Below are 22,033 nucleotides of genomic sequence, written 5' to 3'. Positions count from 1 at the left end.
TTGGAGTATCCTTTGGAAACCGTAAAACTCAAATCGCCCATCGATGGTTCGATTTACGCCGAGCGGCCGATCGCGACCGACCAGGCGATCAATGCCGCGGTCGAGCGCGCCAAGGCGGCGCAGGAGAAGTGGGCGCTGACACCGATCGTCGAGCGCGGCAAATTTATGCTGGCGATGCTCGAAGCGCTGGTCGCGATGACCGGCGAGATCGTGCCGGAGATCGCCTGGCAGATGGGGCGACCGGTGCGCTATGGCGGCGAGTTCGGCGGCGTCAGGGAACGCACCAATTACATGGTCGAGATCGCTGAAGCCGCGCTGAAATCCGTGCCGGCATCCAACCCGAAGGACGGCTTCCGACGCTATGTGAAGAAGGATCCGCTCGGCGTCGTCATGGTGATCGCGCCGTGGAACTATCCCTATCTGACCGCCGTCAACACCATCGTGCCGGCACTGATGGCCGGCAATACCGTTATCCTCAAACATGCGGCGCAGACGCTGCTGGTCGGCGAACGGTTCCAGCAGGCGTTCGACAAGGTTGGGCTGCCCAAGGGCGTGTTCCAGAATGTCGTGCTGAACCATGCCCAGACCGAGAAGCTGCTCGGCTCGGGCAAGATCGACCATGTCAATTTCACCGGTTCGGTCGGCGGCGGCCGCGCCATCGAGAAGGCGGCGGCCGGCACCTTCATGACGCTCGGGCTCGAACTCGGCGGCAAGGATCCGGCCTATGTGCTGCCCGACGCCAAGCTCGACCATGCGGTGGCCAATCTGGTCGACGGCGCCTTCTACAATTCCGGCCAGTGCTGCTGCGGCATCGAGCGCGTCTATGTGCATGAGAAGGTCTACGACCAGTTCGTCGAAGGTTTCATCGCCGAGACGAAGAATTATGTCGTCGGCAATCCGCTGGAACAGGAGACGACAATGGGGCCGATGGCGCAGGCGCGCTTTGCCGACCTGATCCGCGAGCAGAAGGCCGAGGCGCTGCGCAAGGGTGCAATCGCACACATCAATATGAAGGTGGCTAACGACAAGGCCGGCTCGCCCTATCTGGCGCCGGAAGTGCTGACCGGCGTCGACCACCAGATGAGCGTCATGCGCGAGGAAAGTTTTGGCCCGATCGTCGGCATCATGAAGGTGCGTAACGACGAGGAGGCGATCGCGCTGATGAACGACAGCCCCTACGGGCTGACCGCTTCGATCTGGACCGGCGATATCGAGCATGCGGTGGCGATCGGCGACCGCGTCGAGACCGGCACCGTGTTCATGAACCGCTGCGACTACCTCGATCCGGCGCTGGTCTGGACCGGCGTCAAGGACACCGGCAAAGGCGTCGCCCTTTCGGCGCTCGGCTACGACAATCTGACCCGGCCGAAATCCTTCCATCTGCGCGAAGCCATCTGATTTTTTGAAAGACAAGACATGTCCAAGCTGATCTCCAAATGGAACTACCCGACCACCGTCCGCTTCGGTGCCGGGCGCATCAAGGAACTGCCTGAGGTGCTCGCGGCCACCGGCATTAAGCGGCCGCTTTTCGTCACCGATCCGGGGTTGGCGAAACTGCCGGTCGTCGCTTCGACGCTGAAAATCCTCGACGACGCCAAGGTATCCTATGGCGTGTTCTCCGAGGTGAAGCCGAACCCGGTCGATTCCAACCTCACCGCCGGGATCGCCGTGTTCAAGAAGGGCAAGCATGACGGCGTCATCGCCTTCGGCGGCGGTTCAGCGCTCGATCTCGGCAAGCTGATCGCGTTCCAGGCTGGCCAGACGCGGCCGATCTGGGACTTTGAGGATGTCGGCGACTGGTGGACGCGCGCCAATTCGGATGCCATCGCGCCGATCATAGCCGTGCCGACCACTGCCGGCACAGGCTCGGAAGTCGGGCGTGCCGGCGTCATCACCAATGAGGCGACGCACACCAAGAAGGTGATCTTCCATCCGAAGCTTTTGCCGGCAATCGTCATTGCCGATCCGGAACTGTCGGTCGGCATGCCCGGCTTCATCACCGCCGGCACCGGCATGGATGCGCTGGCGCACTGCCTCGAAGCCTATTGCGCGCCGGGCTATCACCCGATGGCCGACGGCATTGCGGTGGAAGGTGTGCGCCTGGTGTTCGAGAACCTGCCCAAGGCCTACGCCAACGGCAAGGACCTTGTCGCGCGCGCCCACATGATGAGTGCGGCCGCCATGGGTGCTGCCGCCTTCCAGAAGGGTCTTGGCGCCATCCACTCGCTGTCGCATCCGATCGGCGCGCTCTACGACACCCATCACGGCATGACGAATGCGGTGTTCATGCCCTATGTCTTGGACTTCAATCGCGACTCCATCGAGGAGCGGATTGCCCGGCTCGCTGTCTATTGCGGCATCAAGGGTGGCTTCGACGGCTTTGCCAAAGCGATCATCAAGCTGCGCAAGGAATTGAAGGTGCCGCATGCGCTGCCCGATCTGATCAAGGGGCTCGACATGGACAAGAAGCGCAAGGGGCTGATCGCCGACATGGCGGTGGTCGATCCGACAGCCGGCGGCAACCCGGTCAGGCTGACCAAGAAAGCAGCGCTGACGCTGCTCGAGAACACTATCGCCGGCACTGTCTGAGGCGGTTTCTGCGCCGGACGTGATCTAAAAACGAAGGGAAAGGAAGGGCAAGGGGGCAAAAAGCAAGGCAATAAACCATTAGCCGGGAAATTAAGTCGAGGCTAATTGCTACAGCCGGTTAAAAAGAGTTAACTTTTCGTACCGCCGGGGGCCAGTTTCAAAAAGCTTTCATCTGGCTGTCATATGAAACCGATACCGCATCGCAGGCGTCCAGGACGCCAGTTCAACGGAGAGAACACATGTTCAAGTTCACAGGGAAAGTGCTTTCCCTTTCGGCCGTCGCCCTCATGGCGACCTCTGCTATCTCGTCGGCCCAGTCCATGGATGAACTGGTTGCCGCTGCGAAGAAGGAAGGCCAGCTCACGACCATCGCGCTGCCGCATGACTGGTGCGGCTACGGCGCCGTCATCGACGGCTTCAAGGCAAAGTATCCTGAGATCACCATCAACGAACTCAACCCCGATGCCGGCTCCGGCGACGAGGTCGAGGCGATCAAGGCCAACAAGGACAACAAGGGCCCGCAGGCGCCCGACGTCATCGACGTTGGCCTGTCCTTCGGCCCGACCGCCAAGAAAGATGGCCTGATCCAGGCTTACAAGGTGTCGACCTGGGACTCGATTCCTGACAGCGCCAAGGATGCCGACGGTTTCTGGACCGGCGACTATTACGGCGTGCTCGCTTTCGAAGTGAACAAGGACTTGGTCAAGGAAGCACCGGCCGATTGGGCCGACCTGCTGAAGCCGGAATTTGCCAACTCGGTAGCCCTTGCCGGCGATCCGCGCACGTCGAACCAGGCAATCCAGGGCGTCTATGCCGCTGGCCTGTCGACGGGCGCCGCCGCTGGTGAAGCCGCTGGCACCGCTGGCCTCGACTTCTTCAAGAAGCTCAACGCCGCTGGCAATTTCGTTCCCGTCGTCGGCAAAGCCGCGACACTTGCTCAGGGCCAGACCCCGATCCTGATCACCTGGGACTACAACGCGCTCGCAGGCCGCGACACGCTGAAGGGCAACCCGCCCGTCGACGTCATCGTGCCGAAGACCGGCGTCGTTGCCGGCGTCTATGTGCAGGCGATCAGTGCTTTCGCACCGCATCCGAACGCTGCCAAGCTCTGGCTGGAGTATCTCTACTCCGACGAAGGCCAGATCGGCTGGCTCAAGGGCTATTGCCATCCGATCCGCTTCAACGATCTTGCCAAGAACGGCAAGCTCCCGGCGGACGTGATGGCCAAGTTGCCGCCGGCGGAATCCTATGCCTCGGCAGTGTTCCCGACGCTCGACGAGCAGGGCAAAGCCAAGGAAGTCGTCAGCAAGAACTGGGACGCCACTGTCGGCGCCAACGTCAAGTAAGACTTGAAGCCAACCGGGCGGCCGCGAGGCCGCCCGGCCCTCTCCAGAAGACGGTAGCCGGCGCATGACCGATCTCTCGCTTTCCAATCAGGCATTTGCCACCAAGCCGGTGTCACCGAAGGAGGCGACCGCCTTCCGCTTGCCGACGCAATGGATCGGCGTGGCGCCTTTCTTTATCTTTGCCCTGATGTTCTTGATCCTGCCCACGCTCTATCTCGTGTTGGGCGCCTTCCGGAACGGTGAAGGCGGGTTCACGCTCGACAATATCCTGCAGTTGGTCACCGATCCGTCGATCAGCAATTCCTACTGGTCTTCGATCAAGATCAGTTTCTGGTCGGCCATCATCGGGGCGTTTGCTGGGCTCGCAATAGCGATCGCGATCGTGCGCGGCGGACTTCCAAGCTGGACGCGCTCCGCCACCCTGACCTTTTCGGGCGTCGCCTCGAATTTCGCCGGCTTGCCGCTCGCCTTCGCCTTCCTGGCTACGCTCGGCCGTGTCGGTATCGTCACGACGCTTCTGCGTGACGTGCTCAACATCAACATTTACGCGATGGGCTTCAATTTTCTCACCACGACGGGCCTGATCGCGGTCTATCTGTTCTTCCAGATACCGCTGATGGTGGTCATCATCGTGCCGGCCATCGACGGCTTGAAGAAGGAGTGGGGCGAGGCCGCGGCCACGCTTGGTGCCACGCAGGCCCAGTACTGGCGCATGGTGGTCATTCCCGTGATATGGCCGAGCTTCCTCGGCACCGTCATTCTTTTGTTCGCCAACGCCTTCGGCGCCATCGCTACGGCCTATGCGTTTGCCGGCCCGACGCTCAACATCGTCCCGATCAAGCTCTATTCGCAGATGAATGGCGACGTGTTGCACAACCCGCAGCTTGCTTATGCCATCGCCTTCGGCATGATCGTCATCACCGGGCTGGCGAATGTCTTCTACATCTGGTTTCGGACTCGCTCCGAAAGGTGGCTCAAATGAAATCGGGTAAGTTCTGGGCCTGGGTCGTCTTTGTTATCGGGGCCGCCTATTTCTTCATTCCGCTGATGGCGACGGTCGAGTTCTCGCTGCGCATGCGGCGCGGCGTCCACTCCTTCGACGCCTATCAGGTCGTACTGGGCGACGCGCGCTTCCAGTCAACCTTCCTGTTTTCAGTCATCGCGGCGGTCTGCACCATTGTTCTGGGAGTGCTGATCGTGGTGCCGGCGGCGTACTGGATCCGGCTGCGTCTGCCGCAGCTCAGGCCAATCGTCGAATTCATCACCCTTTTGCCGCTGGTCATTCCGGCAATCGTCATCGTCTTCGGGTATATCAGGATGTACGGCTCGAACTCGCCATTGCCGTTCCTGGCAAGCAGTTGGGGTGCGAACGCGTTGCTTGTCATTGGCTATACGACGCTGTCTTTGCCTTACATGTATCGCGCCGTCGATACTGGGCTGCGCACCATCGATGTGCGCACGCTGACCGAAGCCGCTCAAATCCTCGGCGCCGGCTGGGGCACGATCATCACCCGCGTGATCCTGCCCAATGTGCTGATCGCGGTGCTGTCCGGCGCATTCCTGACCTTCGCAATCGTCATCGGCGAGTTTACAATGGCCAGTCTGCTCAGCCGTCCGGCTTTCGGCCCGTATCTGCAGAACATCGGCGCCAACCGCGCCTATGAACCGGCCGCCCTTGCGGTGATAGCATTCGCAATCACCTGGGGTTGCATGTCGCTGATCCAGATCCTGTCTCGCTTCGCGCCGAAATCGGCGAACCGCCCAAATTGATCGAGAGAACCACGCCAATGGCCGACTCATTCCTCTCCATCCAGCACGTTCGAAAATCCTTCGGCGCCACCACGGTCGTGGAGGACTTCAATCTCGACGTCGAGCGCGGTGAATTCGTCTCGTTCCTCGGCCCGTCCGGTTGTGGCAAAACCACCGTGCTTCGCATGGTCGCCGGTTTCGAAGAGCCAAGCGCCGGCAAGATCGTGGTTGGCGGCAAGGACATTACGCGGCTGAAGCCCAACCAGCGCAATGTCGGTATGGTGTTCCAGGCTTATGCGCTGTTCCCGAACCTGACCGTGGCGCAGAATATCGGCTTCGGCCTGAAGGTCGCCGGGATGGCAAGGGCAGAGATCGATGCCCGGGTCGCGGAGATGCTCGACATCATCAAGCTGCCGCAGATGGCCGACCGCTATCCCTATCAGCTCTCGGGCGGCCAGCAGCAGCGTATCGCGCTGGCGCGTGCCATTGCGCCGAAGCCGAAGCTGCTTCTGCTCGACGAGCCGCTGTCGGCGCTCGATGCCAAAGTACGTGTGTCGTTGCGCGAGGAAATCCGCTCGATCCAGAAGAAGCTCGGCATCACCACCATCTTCGTCACCCATGACCAGGAAGAGGCGCTGTCGATCTCCGACCGCATCGCGGTGATGTATGGCGGCAAGGCCGAGCAGGTCGGCACGCCGTTCGAGATCTACAACCGGCCGGCGACCAAGTTCGTCGCCAATTTCGTCGGCACGCTGAACGTGCTCGAAGGCACTGTCACCGACGCCGCGGCCGGCACGGTGCAAGTCAACACGCAGGAAGTCTCGCTAATGGGCAAGCTCAACGGCTCGAAGTCCGGTGACACCCTGTCGCTGGCGCTGCGTCCCGAGGCGATTTCGCTCGGACGCCAACCCGGGCGCGATTCAAGCCTGTCGGGCGAAATCTCGGAAGTGCACTTCCTCGGCTCAGTCATTCGCGTTCGCGTCGGCATCGGCGGCAACACGGTGTCGCTCGACACCTTCAACAGCCCGGCAACGCCACCGCCCGCGGTCGGCGAGAAGGCCGACATATCGTTCTCATCAAGCGATATGCTGGTGCTGCACTAGCAAGCAGCATTTTGGCGCGACCGAGGCGGTCGATTCGAGCTGGCGCGATGAACGGCCGTATCATTGCCGGACCCCGAGTGCTGGATAATCAACAGCATCTTGCCATCCAGCCACTGCCCATGATGCCGCTTCGCCGCTACGATAGGCCATGGCGCTATTCGAACTTACCCTCATCCTGCTTCTGGCTGCCGTCGCGCTGACGGCGCTGTCGCGGCGGCTGGAAATTCCCTATCCGTCCCTGCTGGCTCTGGCCGGGGTCGCGATCGCCTTCGTACCCGGTGCGCCGACAATCGAGATCGATCCGGAACTGGCGCTTGCCCTGTTCATCGCGCCAGTGCTTCTCGACGCCGCCTATGACACGTCGCTGCGCGACCTCAAGCGCTACCGGCTGTCGCTCGCGCTGCTGGCGCTAGGCGCCGTCGTCTTCACCACCGTGGTGGTTGCCTTCGTCGGCTGGAAGATGGCCGGCCTGCCGATCGCGGCGGCAATCGCGCTTGGCGCCATCGTCGCGCCGCCGGATGCGGTGGCCGCATCCGCCGTGCTCAGCCAGTTCAAGGTACCGCACCGCATCACCGCCATCCTGCAGGGCGAGAGCCTGCTCAACGATGCCACGGCGCTGCTGATCTACCGGCTGGCGGTTTCGGCGGCGCTTGGCACGATCATGCTCAGCAACGCCGTTCCGGTGATCCTGCTGGCAACGATCGGCAGTGTGATCGCGGGCTATCTGTTTGGCCGCGTCTCGCTGCTGGCGCTCGGCCGCATCGAGGATGCGGCGAGCAGCACGGTGGTGCAGTTTGCCGGAACCTTCGCCGTGTGGATCATCGCCGACAGGCTGGGCCTTTCCGCCATCATCACCATCGTCGTCTATGCCATGACCATTGCGCGCAGGGCGCCGCGCCAGTCGTCGGCGAGACGCCGCGTCAGCACCTATTCGGTCTGGGAGTCGGCCGTGTTCGTGCTCAACGTGCTGGCTTTCGTGCTGATGGGCCTGCAGGCACGCACGATCGTTGGCAGGCTGGCCGGCGACGGGCAAGGCGAAGCATTCCTTTTCGCCGCAACGGTGCTGGTCGTCGTTGTCGTCGCGCGCCTTGTCTGGGTGGCGAGTTACGTCGCGATCATCCGGTGGCTTGCCCGCTGCGGCAGCCAAGAGGCAAGGCGGGAATTGCCGACATTCGGCGGCGCCGTCATTGTCGGCTGGTGCGGCATGCGTGGGTTGGTGACGCTGGTGGTGGCCATTGCGCTGCCGGCCGATTTTCCCGGCCGCGACCCGATCGTGCTTGCCGCCTTCGCGGTGGTGCTGGGCACGCTGGTGCTGCAAGGCATGACGCTGAAGCCGCTGCTGCGCTGGATCAACTTCGACCCCGATAGAACCGTCGACAATGAGGTGGCGCAGGCGCGCGTCGCCATCATGCAGGCAGCACTGGACGTGCTGAGCCGCAAGACATCTGCGGCGGCGGCTGTCGTGCGCGAGCAGTATGAGGCGCAGCGCCTGATTGCGGAAAACCCTGATGACGCTCAGGCCGCGACCGAATACGACCGGCTGCGCCTCTATGCCATCAACCGCCAGCGCGACACGCTCGAGGAGTTGCGCAGCAACGGCACGATCGGCGACGAAGCCTACCACCGGCTGGAGGAAGAGATCGACTGGGCCGAACTGGCGGCATCGCCGGCGGGTCGGTTCCAGCCGCTGACCACATCATAGACGCTGGCCCAGTTCCGCCGTCGTGCCGGTCCATTGCAACCAATCTGCCGAACCGCTACTGCCAAAGCGAAATTGAGCCGGATAAGCAATGAAGCTGGTCAGCTACAACATCCAGTACGGGTTCGGCGGCGATGGCCGTTACGATCTTTCGCGCTGCACCAAGCTGGTCGACGGCGCCGATATCATCGCGCTGCAGGAGGTCGAGCGGCATTGGCAGCGCACCAATGAGGACGACCAGCCGGAGGTCCTGTCCAAGCTGCTGCCTAGCTATTACTGGGTCTATGGCCCGGCCTTCGACATGGACGCCAGTGAGCAGCGCGACGGCCGGGTCGTCAACCGCCGCCGCCAGTTCGGCACCATGCTGCTGTCGAAGCTGCCGATCGCCTGGTCGCGGCTGCACGCGCTGCCCATGCGCCGCACGCTGCGGCCGCTCAACACGCGCAACGCCGCGCTCGAATGCATGATCCGCACACCCGCCGGACCGGTAAGGGTCCTGTCGCTGCACCTCGCCCATATCGCGGCGGAGGAGCGGCTGGAGCAGATCGACTATCTCTTGGCCGAGCATCGCCGCGCGCCGTTCGAGGGAGGCCCGTGGAGCGGCGCGGACGATGAGCCTTCGCGCAACTGGACCAGTGGCGAGGCCGAGCCGGAGAACCCGACGGCGGCGATCTGGATGGGCGATTTCAACATGGAGCCTGGCAGCGCCGAATACAGCCGCATCGTCGGCAGCACGCCCTATCATCGCGGGGCGGCCTATCTCGACGGCTTTGTTGATGCCGCTGCCGTCGCTAGCGAGCCGGCTGCCGATTACCACACCCATGTGAAAACGATCGACGGGAAAGTGGCAAAACGCCGGCTCGACCATTGCTTCGTCGGCGGTATGTTCGTGGACCGTGTGCGCTCGGTCAGTGCCGATATAGGCGAGATCGCTTCAGACCATTTTCCGGTCCGGATCGATATCGATCTCGAAACGCCTTTGAGCTCGGGAGATCGGTGAGCCCTCGATGACGCTTTTCGTCTTCTTCGCGGTGCTTGCCGCCGCCGCCATGCACGCGATCTGGAACGCGCTGGTCAAGGTCCATCTCGATCGCTTCCTGTCGATCACGCTGATGACACTGGGCATGGGGTTTGCCGCGCTTTTCGTGCTGCCCTTCGTCGAGTTTCCGAAGGCCGAAGTGTGGCCTCTCATCATCGCCTCGGTGCTCTTTCACATGGGCTACCGGACTTTCCTTATCGGCGCCTACAAGGCCGGCGATTTCGCCCAGACCTATCCGCTGGCGCGCGGCACGGCGCCGCTTTTGACCGCCCTCGGCGGCGTTATCGTGGTGCAGGAGATGCCGGCGCCTTTCGCCATCCTCGGCATCCTGCTGCTGTCGGCCGGCACGCTGGTGATGTCGTTTCGCGGCGGCGCGCATCTGGAGCGGATCAATGTGCGGGCGGTCGGCTTTGCGCTCGGCACTTCGATCTTCATATCCAGCTACACGCTCTCCGACGGCAGCGGCGCGCGGCTGGCCGCAACGGCAACGAGCTATGCCGCATGGCTGTTCATCTGCGATGCCACGTGGGCGCTGGTGCTGTGCCTCATCTTTCGCGGGCCCAAGGCGCTGCCCGTGCTGGCGCGCGACTGGAAGGCAGGCCTGTTCACCGGCGTGCTCAGCGGCGCGGCCTACTGGATCGTCATGTGGGCGATGACCAAGGCGCCGATCGCCTCGGTGGCGTCGTTGCGCGAGACGTCGATCCTGTTTGCCATGATGATCTCGGTTTTCGCGCTCGGCGAGAAGATGACAGGCTGGCGCGGCGCCGCCGCGCTCAGCATCGTCGCCGGTGTCGTGGCCCTCAGACTGGGCTGAGAGCCTGATACTTCAGCCGAGCACCGTCATCACCTGTCCGCGCCGTTCCGGACTGAAGCGGATGACGAGGATGATGCAGACGGCGACCACGCCGGCAAACAGCGCCAGCGCGTAGCCATAGCTGCCTCCAGACGCCTCGGCGATGCCGGCCTGGTAGGGACCGCCATAGGACGCCGCGAGATTGCCGGCCTGGTAGATGAAGCCGGGCAAGGTTGCCCGCACGGCGCCGGGCGACAGCTCGTTAAGATGCACCGGGATGACGCCCCAGGCGCCCTGCACCGCGACCTGCATGACGAAGGCGCCGATGGCCAGCATGAACGGTGTCGAGCTGAAGGCCCAGAGCGGAATCGAGGGCAAGGCAATCAGGCAGGCGAGCGTTATCGCGTTGACGCGGCCGATCTTCTCCGACAGTGCGCCGAACGCCAACCCGCCGACGATGGCGCCGATATTGGCGACGATGGTGATCCAGCTCACCGTGTGCGGGTCGAAGCCATGCTGCTTCTTGAGGAAGGTCGGGTAGAGGTCCTGCGTGCCGTGGCTGAAGAAATTGAAGAACATCATCAGCACGACCGCATAGACGGCGACGCCCCAGTGCTGCTGCAGCGTTTCAAGAAGGCCAGGTCTGACGGATTTCAGCGCCTCGACGAAGGCCGGCGATTCCGGCACATGCGAGCGGATGAAGAGCACGATCAGCGCCGGCAGGAAGGAGAGCAGGAACATGGCGCGCCAGCCGATCGTGTAACCGCCGATCGTCTGCTGGTAGAGCACGCCGTACACCACGGCCGCCAGAAGGTAGCCGGTGGGATAGCCGCATTGCAGGATGCCCGAGACCATGCCGCGGGCACTGGGCGGAATGGACTCCATGGCGAGCGAACTGCCCAGCCCCCATTCGCCGCCCATGGCGATGCCGAACAGAGCGCGCAGCGCCAGGAAAACGCCGAGATTGGGCGAGAAGGCAGCCAGCGCGCCGATCACCGAATAGCTGACGATGTTGAGCATCAGAATGGGCTTGCGGCCATATTTGTCGGCCAGCCTGCCGAAGAAGAAGGCGCCGATGAAGCGTGTCGCCAGCGTCAGGAACAACGCTTTGGAGACTGCCGGGACGTCAGTGTTGAATTCGGTTGCGATATCGGTGAGCAGGAACGTCAGAAGGAAGAAATCAAAAGCGTCGAGCGTCCAGCCGAGGAAGGAGGCAAGGACGGTTTTCTTCTGCTGCGCGGTGAGAGCCACGACGTTCCTCCTAAGCGCCCCCGGAGAACGATATGTTCCTTGGGGCGCAAAAGAGAACAGGCGTCAGCCGGCTTTCGAAAGAAGCGCGGTCACTTTTTCGTAATGTCGAGATCGAACACCATCAGCCCGTCGGTGCCGCCTTCGAGCGCTGCGACCAATCGGGCGCCGGCGCGCTGATGCGCTTCATGCACGAGATAGGCGTCGCGGTCGGCGGCATCGCGGAAGTCGATGGTGAAGGCATGGCTGAAGCCGCGCGCGAACGGCTCCGGGCTGACATTGACGCTGAAATGGACCGTGTCCATGCCGTCGACAACGGAGCGCAGTGCTTCGAGATCGGCGTGGATTGCCGTGCGCTCGGTGGCGGGCACATCGCCGCGGAAGCGTACGAAGACGCAGTGTCTGATCATTGGTGGTTCTCCTAAGTGGCTATGCGGCCCGATTGCCGGAGAACACCGCCGGCGGCAGCGGCTCGCGGCCGAGGATGATGTCGGCGCCTTTTTCGCCGACCATGATGGTCGGCGCATTGGTGTTGGAGGAAGGCACGCGCGGCATCACCGAGGCATCGCAGACGCGCAGGCCCTCGATGCCGCGCAGGCGCAGGTCCGGTGTGACCACCGCCATATCGTCATGGCCCATGCGGCAGGTGCCCACGGGGTGATGGTCGGTCTTGGCGGTGCGGCAGGCATAGTCGATCAGCTCGTCGTCGCTGGCGAGCGATGGTCCGGGCAGCACCTCGCGCAACACGTAAGGTGCAAGCGCCTTCTGCCGCATGATCTCGCGCGCAAGCCTGAGGCCCTTGATCGACATGGCGCGGTCATAAGGGTCCGACCAATAGTTGGGATCGATCAGCGGGTGGTCGGCCGGGTCGGCGCTGCTCAGCCGCACCGTGCCGCGCGAGCGCGGGCGCAGGAAGGCCGAGTTCAAGGTCACGCCGGGGTTCTTCAACCTCTCGACGCCGGCCTCGATGCCGGAGCCGAGTCCCAGATGGAACTGGATGTCGGGCGAGGCGGCGGTCGGATCGGCGTACCAGAAGCCGCCGGTCTCGAACAGGCTGGAGGCGACCGGCCCTTTCTTCAGCAGCAGATACTGCAAGCCGGCCCACGCGGTGCGGTGCAGCTTGGCGTAGTTGTCATAGGTGTGGTCGCCGGTGCATTCGGCGATGACGAACAAATCGAGATGGTCCTGCATGTTGGAGCCGACACCGGGCAGATCATGCACCGGCGTCACGCCGACCGATTTCAGGTGATCAGCCGGGCCGATGCCCGACTGCATCAACAGCTTCGGCGAACCGATGGCGCCCGACGAGACGATCACTTCGCGCTCGGCGCGCATGATGGTCTTCTCGCCGCCGGGTTTGTCGACGGTCTCGACGCCGATGGCGCGGCCTTTCTCGACGACGATGCGGGTGACCAGCACATCGGTTCGGACGGTCAGGTTCTTGCGGGCGCGGATGGGCTTCAAATAGGCGACCGAAGCGGATGAGCGCCGGGCGTCCTTCTGGGTCAGCTGGTAGTAGCCGACGCCTTCCTGGCTAGCGCCGTTGAAATCCGGGTTGAAGGGGATGCCCATCTCTTGGCCGGCACGGAAATAGGCCTCGCAAATCGGCAGCGGCGAAATCGGGTTCGACACGCCGAGCGGCCCCTGGTCGCCGTGAAAATCGTTGGCGAAGCGCTGGTTGTTCTCGGCGCGCTTGAAATAGGGCAGCACGTCGCGATAGCCCCAGCCCGCGAGGCCCTCTTCCTTCTCCCATGCGTCGTAGTCGCGAGCGTTGCCGCGCGTGTATATCTGGGCATTGATGGACGAGCCGCCGCCGACCACCTTCGCCTGCGTATACCAGAAGACGCGGTCCTGCATGTGCCTCTGCGGCACGGTCGACCAGCCCCAGGAAGCGATGCCCTTGGTCATTTTGGCAAAGCCCGCCGGCATGTGGATGTAGGGGTGCCAGTCCTTGCCGCCGGCCTCGAGCAGCAGCACGGAATTCGCTGGATCCTCGCTCAGCCGGTTGGCCAGAACGCAGCCGGCCGGGCCGGCACCTACGATGATGTAGTCGGTCATAACTCTACCCACCTACAGTCGAGGCACGGAGAGCGCGCCGTCGACATTGATAATCGAGCCTGTGGAAAAGCCGAGCTTGCCGGCGGCAAGCGTCGCCACCGCGGCGCCGATGTCCGATGCTTCGCCCCAGCGTTTTGCCGGCACCAGGCCGCTGTCGATAAGCGCGTCGTATTTGGCTGATACGCTCGCGGTCATGTCGGTGCGAATGATGCCCGGCCGCAGTTCGAACACGCCGATGTTTTCCGGCGCAAGCCGTAGCGCCAGGTTCTTCACCCACATCGAAAGGCCGGCTTTCGAGATGCAGTAGTCGGCGCGTTCCGGCGAGGCCATATCGGCGCTGACCGAGGTGATGGTGATGATCGAGCGCGGATGATTGCTGGGAGCCGCCAGCATCGCCTTGGCGACGGCCTGGCTAAGGAATACGGTGCCGCGCAGATTGATGCCGAGCGCACGGTCGAAGTTTTCGGGCGTCAGTTCCAGCAGGTCGCCGCGCACCATGGCGCCGACGCCGGCATTGTTGACAAGGCAGTCGATTCGGCCGAACTCATGCGTGGCGGCGTCGATAAGCGATGCGTGATCGGGAAGGCTGGCAATGTCGCATCGGTGGTAAGCGAACTTTGCGCGGCGCGCGATGATGTTTTCAACAAGCCGTTTGGCGGGGTCGTTGGCCAGGTCAGCGACGAGAATGTCGAAGCCTGCATCGGCCAGCGCCTCGGCGCAGGCCAGTCCAATGCCGCGCGCGCCGCCGGTGACGATGGCTGCGGGGCGGGTCATGCCGCGAGGTCCGTTCGGCGAATATGCTCGGCCACGCGCAACGCCTGGGCGGCAATCGACAGCGCCGGATTCACGGCTGCGGAGTTCGGCAGAAAACTGGCGTCGACGACGAACAGGTTCGGGTGGTCGAAGGCGCGGCAGAAGGGGTCGAGCGGCGACGTCGCCGGGTCATCGCCCATTTTCACCGTGCCGCACTGGTGCGAGGGCGTGCGCTTGTCGAAGGGACGCGACAGCACGATGGGATAACCGCAGGCGCGGAAGTTCTCACGCATCACCCTGGTCAGCCCGTCCAGCGACTGCATGTTGGAGCGCCGCCATTGCATGACGATGTCCTTGCCGTCGACCATGATGCGGCTTTCCGGATCGGGTAGATCCTCGCACATCAGATACCAGTCGACGGCGTGACCGGCCATGTAATCGAGCGCGAATTTCGGCACGCGTTTGACGTTGGCCTTCAACATGTTGCCGTCGATCTTGCCGAGCAGCTGGACGTTGCCGAGCGGCTTGCCGCCTTTGCCGTCGGAGAGATAGTAGTCATTCAGCATAAGCGTCTTCTGGTAGACGCTGTCGTTCCTGCGGCGCGGATCGATCGCCAGCATGGCGCTCGAATTATGGTTCATGAAATTGCGGCCGACCTGGTCGGAGCTGTTGGCGAGGCCTTTGCCATCTGGTGAAGGCGAGCGCAGCAGGATGACGGCGGAATTGACCGCGCCGGCGGACAGGATGACCAGCTTCGGCGCGACTTTCTTCAGCTCGCCATTCTGACGGTAGTGAACGGCAGCGATGCTTTTGCCGTCGGACGACGCTTCGAGATATTCGACATGGCAGCCGGTTTCGAGCCGGATATTGCTGTCCTTAAGTGCAGCCGTCAGCGGTCCGGTCTGCGCATCGACCTTGCCCTGGGCGGTGTTGGGGAATGCGTCCCAGCCGGTCTTGCCCTCTTTCAGCCAGGTGTCGATGTCGACGCCTAGCGGCAGCGAGGCCGGATGCAGGCCGAGGCCTTTCAACTCGGCGCGGGCGCGCGCAATCGGCGCCTCGTCGGGCACCGGCTTGAAGGCATAGGGGACCGAGTGGAACGGTTCGGTCGGATCCTCGCCGAGTGAACCGCGGACGCGAAACAGCTGCTCGGCTTTCGAATACCAAGGCTCGAATTCATCGTAGGAAAACGGCCATGCCGGCGAGACGCCACCGAAGTGCTCCATGGCGGCGAAATCCTCTTTGCGGTAGCGGATCAGCACCGCGCCGTAGAATTTCGAATTGCCGCCCACATAGTAGTAATTGCCGGGGTTGAAGGCGCCGCCGCCGGGCTCGCGCCACATCTCCTTCGGACGGTAGTGGCCATCGACGAAGATGGAGCGCGTGTCGCGGGCATGCGGCGTTGCCGGCAAGGGCTCGCCGCGCTCCAGCATCAGGACCGAGGCGCCGCTGCCGGCCAGGCCGGAAGCGATCGTAGCGCCGCCGATGCCGGAGCCGATGATGACGATATCGGGGCTGACCATCTCGATCAGCGGATGCGGTGTTCGGTCGCCGGATCGAAGAACACGGCCTTGGTCAGGTTGAAGGCGAGCGGCGTGCTGGTGCCCGGCTGGATGTTGGCGTCGGCCCGCAACCGCGCCACCACGCCCTTGCCGCCGAGGTTGGTCACCGCGAACGTGTCGGACCCTGCCGGCTCGACCACTTCGATGTGCAGGTCGGCAGTGGCAATGTTGGAGGCGTTGCGTTCCGCACCTTCCGGATCGGTCAGCGCTTCCGGGCGCACGCCGAAGATGATCGGCTTGCCCTGGAATGCCGAAAGACCCGCCGGCGCGTTGGCCATCGGCAGCGTGATCGGCTCGCGCGCCTCGCGCTCCAACACAACGGACAGCGCATTGCCCGACGTGGCAATGGTCGCCGGGATCAGGTTCATCGCTGGCGAACCCATGAAGTCGGCGACGAACAAATTGGTCGGGTTGTTGTAGATCTCGGCCGGGGTGCCGAACTGCTGCACCTCGCCGTCGCGCATGACGGCGATCTTGGTAGCCAGCGTCATCGCCTCGATCTGGTCGTGGGTGACGTAGACGATGGTTGTGCCGGTGGTGGCATGCAGGCGCTTGATCTCGATGCGCATGTCAACGCGCAATTTGGCGTCGAGGTTGGACAAAGGCTCGTCGAACAGGAACAGCTTGGGGTCGCGCACCAGCGCCCGGCCCATGGCGACGCGCTGGCGCTGGCCGCCGGAAAGCTGGCTCGGCTTGCGCTGCAGGAGGTGGCCGATCTGCAGGACCTTGGCCACCTTGTCGATCGCCTTTTGGCGTTCGTCGGCCGGCACGCCGCGCATCTCCATGCCGAAGGAGATGTTTCCGGCCACCGTCATGTTCGGATAGAGCGCATAGCTCTGGAACACCATGGCGATGTCGCGCTTGGATGGGTGCAGATCGTTGATGGCGCGGCCGTCGACGCGGATTTCGCCCTCGGTGATCTGCTCCAGGCCGGCAATCGTGTTGAGCAAGGTGGACTTGCCGCAGCCGGACGGGCCGACCAGCACCAGGAAGCCGCCCTTTTCGAGCTCGACACCGATGCCCTTCAGGATCTCGACATTCCCGAAGCGCTTCTTCAGCCCATCAATTTCCAGAAAAGCCATGGTCGTTCCTTCCGAATTGATCAGCCCTTGACCGCGCCAGCCATCAGCCCGCGCACGAAATAGCGGCCGGCGACGACATAGACGATCAGGGTGGGCAGAGCCGCGATCATCGCGGCCGCCATGTTGACGTTGTATTCGACGACGCCGGTCGAGGTGTTGACGACGTTGTTGAGCGCCACCGTCATCGGCATGGAGTCGCCTGTGCCGGCGTAAGCCGAAGCGAACAGGAAGTCGTTCCAGATGTTGGTGAACTGGTAGATGACGGTGACGACGAAGATCGGCATCGAGTTCGGCAGCATGATGCGGCGGAAGATCTGGAAGAAGGAGGCGCCGTCGACCTGTGCGGCCTTGATCAGCTCGTTCGGGAATGCCTCGTAATAGTTGCGGAAAAACAGTGTGGTGAAGCCGATGCCGTAGACGACATGGACGAAGACCAGGTTGACCGTCGGATTGCCGAGACCGAAACTCGTACCCGTCGCATTCTGCAGCTTCACGCCGAAACGTCCCAGGCTGCCGAGGATGGTCGCCATCGGCAGCAGCACCGACTGGAACGGAATGAAGCAGGCAAACAGCATCAGCCCGAACACCAGCGTGGCGCCGCGAAAACGCCATTTGGTCAAGACGTAGCCGTTGAGCGCGCCGAGCATGGTCGAGATCAGTACGGCTGGAACCACCATCTTGATCGAGTTCCAGAAATAGCCCTTGATGCCGGCGCAGGTGAGGCCGACGCAGGTCTCGCCCCAGGCCTTCAGCCACGGGTCGAAGGTCGGCGCCGTGGGCAACGCCAGCATGTTGCCGTTCTGGATCTCGTCCATGGTCTTGAACGAGGTCACCAGCATGACGAACAGCGGCATCAGATAAAACAGCGCAAACAGCGCCAGAAGCCCGTAGATGACGATGCGGTTGAGGGTCTTGGTGCTCATGCCGCCGGAGGCCTTTTGGGAAGCAGCGGGGCGGGCAGGGGTGGCGACAGCGCTCATCGCGGCTTCTCCCTGAGTTCCGAATAGAGATAAGGCACGATGATGGCAACGATGGTCATCAGCATGATCACGGCACTGGCCGAGCCGACAGCCATTTCGTTGCGCTTGAACGTGTACTCATACATGAAGTTGGACGGCAGCCAGGCCGAGCCACCGGGGCCGCCGCTGGTCAGCGCCACCACCAGATCGTACGACTTGATGGCGAGGTGGGCGAGCACGATGAAGGCCGACAGGAAGATTGGCCGCAGCAGCGGAATGACGATGCGGCGATAGAGCTGGAAGGTGGTGGCACCGTCGATCTGCGCCGCCTTCATGATCTCGCCGTCAATGCCGCGCAGGCCGGCCAGGAACATCGCCATGATGAAGCCGGAGGCCTGCCAGACGCCGGCAATGACCACCGTGTAGATGACGAAATCCTTGTTCTTGATCCAGTCGAAATGGAAGCTCGTCCAGCCCCACTGATGCAGGGTCTGCTCAAGACCGAGGCCGGGGTCGAGGAACCATTTCCAGGCGACGCCGGTGACGATGAAGGACAGCGCCATCGGGTAGAGATAGATCGGCCGCAACACGCCTTCGCCGCGAATCTTCTGGTCGAGCAGGATGGCCAGGAACAGGCCGAGCGCCAGGCAGATGGCGATGTAGAGAAAGCCAAAAATGCCCATATTGACGATCGACGTGTACCAGCTCGATGGCGGGTCGGAGTCGAACGTCCAGCCCCACAGCCGTAGATACGCGCGTGGTCCGGTAATGACATAGGACGGGAAGGTCTTGGAATTGGTGAAGGACAGATAGACTGTCCACAGGATGAAGCCATAGACGAAGACGATGGTGATGGCGAAGCTCGGCGCCAGCACGATCTTCGGCAGCGCGTCCTGCAGTCGCGCGCGCACGGAGGGGCGAGACCGCTCGGGTGTCAGCTTGATCTGGGTCGTCGCTACACTGCTCATGAGGCTCCTCCCGTTCGGGTCGTCCGTGCTCTGCCGTCAGGAGGCAAGGCGGCCCCGTGCATACGGGTCTCTGGTCGGCATGGTGTTCAAGAGCGTTTTCACCGTTTCACGGAAACGGCGAACCTCTCTAACTCTTTCTTTTACGCAATTCCGGCCGGAAAACCGCTCACACTTTCCTGGAATTGCGCCAGCTGGCCAATCCTTAGGTGACACCTTCCCCGCCGAAGCGGGGAAGGTGTGTTTCTGGCCAGCGCTTACTTGGCGTCGTCGATTGCCTTGACCAGTTCGGTCACGGCTTCGTCCGAGGTCTTGATCTGACCGTGAACGAACTTCGAAACGACGTCCTTGTAGGCATTGGCGACCGCCGGAGGCGCGCCATAGCCCTGGGCAAGCGAGCCGAACAGTGTGCCGCCTTCGTTGGCAGCCTTCAGGTCGGCGATGCCCTTCTTGCCGCACGCGTCGAAGTCGGTGTCGGGAACGTCGGTACGGGCGGGAACCGAACCCTTGACGACGTTGAAGGCCGACTGGAAGCTCTTCGACAGGGTGGCGGTGGCCAACGCGACCTGGGCGGCCTTGCGGTCGTCCGGAACGTTGAACATGCCGAACATGTCGGAGTTGTAGACCACCGAGCCTTCCGTGCCCGGGAAGCGATAGCACAGGAAGTCGGTGCCCGGCGTTTTCTTGGCGGCGTTGAACTCGCCCTTGGCCCAGTCACCCATCACCTGCACCAGGGCATCGCCCTTGATGACCATGGCGGTGGCAAGGTTCCAGTCGCGGCCCGAGAAGTTCGGGTCGACATAGGTGACGAGCTTGGCGAGGTTGTCGAACGACTTCTTCATCGTGTCCGACTTGAGGGACTCGTCGTCGAGGTCGTTGAAGGCCTTCTTGTAGAACTCAGGTCCGCCGGTCGACAGCACAACCGAGTCGAACATGGTGGCTTCCTGCCAGTTCTGGCCGCCAAGGGCGAGCGGAATGACGCCAGCCGCCTTGGCTTTGTCGAGCAGGGCGACGAAGTCGTCGAAGGTCTTTGGCTCGGTGCCGCCGATCTTGTCCATCACCGCCTTGTTGATCCACAGCCAGTTGACGGAGTGGACGTTGACTGGAGCAGCGACCCACTTGCCGTCGTAGACGGAGAACTTCTGCAGGGCTGCCGGAACCGACTTGTCCCAGCCTTCCTTCTTCGCCGTCTCGGTCAGGTCGCCCATGACGCCGGCCGCCGCATAATCGAGCACGGTGTAGCCGAGCATCTGCGACGCGGTCGGGTAATTTCCGGCCGCGACCATCGCCTTCAGCGCAGTCATGGCGGCGTCGCCGCCACCACCGGCCACCGGCACGTCCTTCCAGGCATAGCCTTCCTTGGCAAGGTCGCCCTTGAGGACGTTGAGAGCAGCCGCTTCGCCGCCCGACGTCCACCAATGCAGCATCTGCACTTCCTTGACGTCCTCGGCATGGGCCGAGAAAGCAAAGGCCGTCGCAAGAGCCGTTCCGATAAGCAGTTTGCGCAACATGTACTACCTCCCTTGTTGCATTACACGACCGGTGGAAGCCCACCGGGTTCTTCCAAACTCAGCCGACCCACCAACCGGTGCGCTGGCCGCGATGAAACTGGATTGTCTTTTCCTCGGTATAATCCTCGACAGCGCGTTTGCCGAGTTCGCGTCCGATGCCGGACTGCTTGTAGCCCCCGAATGGCAACTCGGGAAAGCCTTCCATGAATGTGTTCACCCAAACGGTCCCCGAACGCACACCACGCGCCACCGACATACAAGTGTCGATGCTGGCGCTCCACACCCCTGCAGACAGACCATAGGGCGTGTTGTTGGCGATGTGCAACGCCTTTTCAATCGATCCAAAAGTCAGCACGGAGAGCACCGGGCCGAACACTTCCTCGCGCGCAATAGCCATGTCTTCGGTAACGCCGCGGATGATGGTCGGATCGAGATACTGGCCGGCATTGGACGCCAGCTGGCCGCCACCGCAATAGACATTGCTGCCGTCTTTTGCTGCCACCGCGACGTAACCCGCGACCTTGGTCAGATGGTCGGCTGATATCATCGCGCCAACCTTGGTTCGGTCGTCGAGTGGGTCGCCGACCGTTACCATGGCGGTGAGCGCCTTGACGGTGGCGAGGAAATCGTCGGCGATGGCTTCATGCACGATCAGCCGGCTGCCGGCATTGCAGCATTCGCCGGCGTTGAAGAAGCCGCCGAACACTGCTGCGTCAGCGGCCGCCTCGAGATCGGCATCGGGGAAGACGATCTGGCCGTTCTTGCCGCCGAGCTCCATCGAGACTTTCTTCAGCGACTGCGCGGCGGAAGCCATGGTCATCTTGCCGACGCGGGTAGAGCCGGTGAACGACACCATCTCGACCAGCGGATGGCTGACCATCGGCCCCCCGACATCGGCGCCGAGGCCGGCCAGGATGTTGACGACGCCCGCGGGCAGGCCGGCCTGCATCAGGATGTCGCCGAGCACGAAGGTCGAGGCCGAGGTCATTTCGCTCGGCTTGACCACCGCGGTGCAGCCGGCGGCGAGCGCGAAGGGCAGTTTCTGGCTGACGATCAGGAACGGGAAGTTCCACGGGGTGATGATCGAGACGACGCCGATCGGCTCGCGCAGGACGACGCCCAGCATGGCGTCGCCGAGATTGGCGTAGCTCTCGCCGTGCAGCGTGCGGGCGAGCGAGGCGGCATAACGCCAGATGTCGACGGAGCCGCCGATCTCGCCACGCGCCTGGGCGATCGGCTTGCCGGACTCCAGCGCATCGAGGCGGGCGATGTCTTCGAGCTGGGCCTCGATCAGGTCGGCCGTCTTGAGCAGGAAGGCTGCGCGCTCGGCCGCCTTCGTGCGCGGCCACGGGCCGGTCTCGAATGCCTTGTGCGCGGCCTGCATGGCCGCCTCCACCTCGGCCTCGCCGGCCTGCGCATAGCGCGAAACGGTGAAGCCATGGCCGGGGCTGTTGCGCGCAATCGTGCGGCCGTCACGGGCATCGACATGCTTGCCGTCGATCAGGAGCTTGTAAGCCTTCGGCGCCTTGGACGCCTCGGCCGGCATGGAAATGTTGAGCGGTGCGTTCATCATGCTTTCT

Annotated in this window: 19 protein-coding genes; 9 read left to right on the top strand and 10 right to left on the bottom strand. The window is 63.0% G+C overall.

Going from position 1 to position 22,033, the window contains the following annotated elements; translation table 11 throughout:
• Positions 1-12: 12 nt before the first annotated feature.
• From ACYG97_RS17755 to ACYG97_RS17715, 9 genes are all read left to right on the top strand, one after another.
• Positions 13-1,398 (top strand): aldehyde dehydrogenase family protein, encoded by a 1,386-nt coding sequence (locus ACYG97_RS17755; protein ID WP_023733513.1) that lies wholly within the window; start codon positions 13-15, stop codon positions 1,396-1,398.
• Positions 1,399-1,416: 18 nt separating this feature from the next.
• The gene (locus ACYG97_RS17750) at positions 1,417-2,589 is read left to right on the top strand and encodes an iron-containing alcohol dehydrogenase (RefSeq protein WP_023733512.1); all 1,173 of its coding nucleotides are present in this window, start codon (positions 1,417-1,419) and stop codon (positions 2,587-2,589) included.
• Between the two features lie 239 nt (positions 2,590-2,828).
• The gene (locus ACYG97_RS17745; RefSeq protein ID WP_023733511.1) at positions 2,829-3,935 is read left to right on the top strand and encodes an ABC transporter substrate-binding protein; all 1,107 of its coding nucleotides are present in this window, start codon (positions 2,829-2,831) and stop codon (positions 3,933-3,935) included.
• A gap of 64 nt (positions 3,936-3,999) precedes the next feature.
• A complete protein-coding gene (locus ACYG97_RS17740) occupies positions 4,000-4,917 on the top strand; it encodes an ABC transporter permease (protein ID WP_023733510.1) in 918 nt (305 codons plus the stop codon).
• Positions 4,914-5,705: an ABC transporter permease gene (locus tag ACYG97_RS17735; protein ID WP_023733509.1), complete on the top strand. Its 792-nt coding sequence runs from the start codon at positions 4,914-4,916 to the stop codon at positions 5,703-5,705. Before ACYG97_RS17740 ends, ACYG97_RS17735 begins: the two co-directional genes overlap by 4 nt.
• 17 nt (positions 5,706-5,722) lie before the next feature.
• Complete coding sequence (locus ACYG97_RS17730; RefSeq protein ID WP_023733508.1) at positions 5,723-6,787, top strand: ABC transporter ATP-binding protein; 1,065 nt, start codon at positions 5,723-5,725, stop codon at positions 6,785-6,787.
• A gap of 148 nt (positions 6,788-6,935) precedes the next feature.
• Positions 6,936-8,489, top strand: coding sequence for a cation:proton antiporter (locus ACYG97_RS17725; RefSeq protein WP_460221601.1), 1,554 nt, complete (start codon positions 6,936-6,938; stop codon positions 8,487-8,489).
• Between the two features lie 88 nt (positions 8,490-8,577).
• Positions 8,578-9,486 (top strand): endonuclease/exonuclease/phosphatase family protein, encoded by a 909-nt coding sequence (locus ACYG97_RS17720; protein WP_023733506.1) that lies wholly within the window; start codon positions 8,578-8,580, stop codon positions 9,484-9,486.
• A gap of 7 nt (positions 9,487-9,493) precedes the next feature.
• Positions 9,494-10,339, top strand: coding sequence for an EamA family transporter (locus ACYG97_RS17715; RefSeq protein WP_023733505.1), 846 nt, complete (start codon positions 9,494-9,496; stop codon positions 10,337-10,339).
• A gap of 12 nt (positions 10,340-10,351) precedes the next feature.
• Here ACYG97_RS17715 and ACYG97_RS17710 read toward each other — a convergent pair whose 3' ends face one another.
• The 10 genes from ACYG97_RS17710 to ACYG97_RS17665 all read right to left on the bottom strand — a co-directional run bounded on the left by ACYG97_RS17710 (position 10,352) and on the right by ACYG97_RS17665 (position 22,023).
• Positions 10,352-11,569, bottom strand: a complete 1,218-nt coding sequence (locus tag ACYG97_RS17710; protein WP_023733504.1) for an MFS transporter — start codon at positions 11,567-11,569, stop codon at positions 10,352-10,354.
• Between the two features lie 89 nt (positions 11,570-11,658).
• Positions 11,659-11,976: a Dabb family protein gene (locus ACYG97_RS17705; protein WP_023725202.1), complete on the bottom strand. Its 318-nt coding sequence runs from the start codon at positions 11,974-11,976 to the stop codon at positions 11,659-11,661.
• 19 nt (positions 11,977-11,995) lie between these two features.
• Entirely contained in the window at positions 11,996-13,624 is a 1,629-nt protein-coding gene (locus ACYG97_RS17700) for a GMC family oxidoreductase (RefSeq protein ID WP_023733503.1), read from the bottom strand.
• Between the two features lie 12 nt (positions 13,625-13,636).
• The gene (locus ACYG97_RS17695) at positions 13,637-14,398 is read right to left on the bottom strand and encodes a 3-ketoacyl-ACP reductase (RefSeq protein WP_023733502.1); all 762 of its coding nucleotides are present in this window, start codon (positions 14,396-14,398) and stop codon (positions 13,637-13,639) included.
• Positions 14,395-15,897 carry a GMC oxidoreductase gene (locus tag ACYG97_RS17690; protein WP_023733501.1) on the bottom strand — a complete coding sequence of 501 codons (1,503 nt, stop codon included), beginning with the start codon at positions 15,895-15,897 and terminating at the stop codon, positions 14,395-14,397. Before ACYG97_RS17690 ends, ACYG97_RS17695 begins: the two co-directional genes overlap by 4 nt.
• 5 nt (positions 15,898-15,902) lie before the next feature.
• A complete protein-coding gene (locus tag ACYG97_RS17685) occupies positions 15,903-17,018 on the bottom strand; it encodes an ABC transporter ATP-binding protein (protein ID WP_023733500.1) in 1,116 nt (371 codons plus the stop codon).
• 20 nt (positions 17,019-17,038) lie between these two features.
• Positions 17,039-17,998 (bottom strand): carbohydrate ABC transporter permease, encoded by a 960-nt coding sequence (locus ACYG97_RS17680; RefSeq protein WP_023671181.1) that lies wholly within the window; start codon positions 17,996-17,998, stop codon positions 17,039-17,041.
• Positions 17,995-18,945, bottom strand: coding sequence for a carbohydrate ABC transporter permease (locus ACYG97_RS17675; protein ID WP_023671182.1), 951 nt, complete (start codon positions 18,943-18,945; stop codon positions 17,995-17,997). Before ACYG97_RS17675 ends, ACYG97_RS17680 begins: the two co-directional genes overlap by 4 nt.
• Positions 18,946-19,199: 254 nt before the next feature.
• Positions 19,200-20,453: an ABC transporter substrate-binding protein gene (locus ACYG97_RS17670; RefSeq protein ID WP_027049809.1), complete on the bottom strand. Its 1,254-nt coding sequence runs from the start codon at positions 20,451-20,453 to the stop codon at positions 19,200-19,202.
• 58 nt (positions 20,454-20,511) lie between these two features.
• Positions 20,512-22,023, bottom strand: a complete 1,512-nt coding sequence (locus ACYG97_RS17665) for an aldehyde dehydrogenase family protein (RefSeq protein ID WP_023733499.1) — start codon at positions 22,021-22,023, stop codon at positions 20,512-20,514.
• Positions 22,024-22,033 lie beyond the last annotated feature (10 nt).

The organism is Mesorhizobium sp. W067, assembly GCF_054719525.1.
This window is presented reverse-complemented; position numbering and strand designations above follow the sequence as displayed.

What these genes read in the sequence shown, in the direction of transcription:
- ACYG97_RS17665 (WP_023733499.1), bottom strand. Translation starts at nt 22,023, where the DNA reads ATGAACGCACCGCTCAACATTTCCATGCCGGCCGAGGCGTCCAAGGCG.
- ACYG97_RS17705 (WP_023725202.1), bottom strand. Translation starts at nt 11,976, where the DNA reads ATGATCAGACACTGCGTCTTCGTACGCTTCCGCGGCGATGTGCCCGCC.
- ACYG97_RS17700 (WP_023733503.1), bottom strand. Translation starts at nt 13,624, where the DNA reads ATGACCGACTACATCATCGTAGGTGCCGGCCCGGCCGGCTGCGTTCTG.
- ACYG97_RS17745 (WP_023733511.1), top strand. Translation starts at nt 2,829, where the DNA reads ATGTTCAAGTTCACAGGGAAAGTGCTTTCCCTTTCGGCCGTCGCCCTC.
- ACYG97_RS17750 (WP_023733512.1), top strand. Translation starts at nt 1,417, where the DNA reads ATGTCCAAGCTGATCTCCAAATGGAACTACCCGACCACCGTCCGCTTC.
- ACYG97_RS17740 (WP_023733510.1), top strand. Translation starts at nt 4,000, where the DNA reads ATGACCGATCTCTCGCTTTCCAATCAGGCATTTGCCACCAAGCCGGTG.
- ACYG97_RS17690 (WP_023733501.1), bottom strand. Translation starts at nt 15,897, where the DNA reads ATGGTCAGCCCCGATATCGTCATCATCGGCTCCGGCATCGGCGGCGCT.
- ACYG97_RS17725 (WP_460221601.1), top strand. Translation starts at nt 6,936, where the DNA reads ATGGCGCTATTCGAACTTACCCTCATCCTGCTTCTGGCTGCCGTCGCG.
- ACYG97_RS17675 (WP_023671182.1), bottom strand. Translation starts at nt 18,945, where the DNA reads ATGAGCAGTGTAGCGACGACCCAGATCAAGCTGACACCCGAGCGGTCT.
- ACYG97_RS17670 (WP_027049809.1), bottom strand. Translation starts at nt 20,453, where the DNA reads ATGTTGCGCAAACTGCTTATCGGAACGGCTCTTGCGACGGCCTTTGCT.
- ACYG97_RS17720 (WP_023733506.1), top strand. Translation starts at nt 8,578, where the DNA reads ATGAAGCTGGTCAGCTACAACATCCAGTACGGGTTCGGCGGCGATGGC.
- ACYG97_RS17715 (WP_023733505.1), top strand. Translation starts at nt 9,494, where the DNA reads ATGACGCTTTTCGTCTTCTTCGCGGTGCTTGCCGCCGCCGCCATGCAC.
- ACYG97_RS17695 (WP_023733502.1), bottom strand. Translation starts at nt 14,398, where the DNA reads ATGACCCGCCCCGCAGCCATCGTCACCGGCGGCGCGCGCGGCATTGGA.
- ACYG97_RS17730 (WP_023733508.1), top strand. Translation starts at nt 5,723, where the DNA reads ATGGCCGACTCATTCCTCTCCATCCAGCACGTTCGAAAATCCTTCGGC.
- ACYG97_RS17680 (WP_023671181.1), bottom strand. Translation starts at nt 17,998, where the DNA reads ATGAGCGCTGTCGCCACCCCTGCCCGCCCCGCTGCTTCCCAAAAGGCC.
- ACYG97_RS17735 (WP_023733509.1), top strand. Translation starts at nt 4,914, where the DNA reads ATGAAATCGGGTAAGTTCTGGGCCTGGGTCGTCTTTGTTATCGGGGCC.
- ACYG97_RS17685 (WP_023733500.1), bottom strand. Translation starts at nt 17,018, where the DNA reads ATGGCTTTTCTGGAAATTGATGGGCTGAAGAAGCGCTTCGGGAATGTC.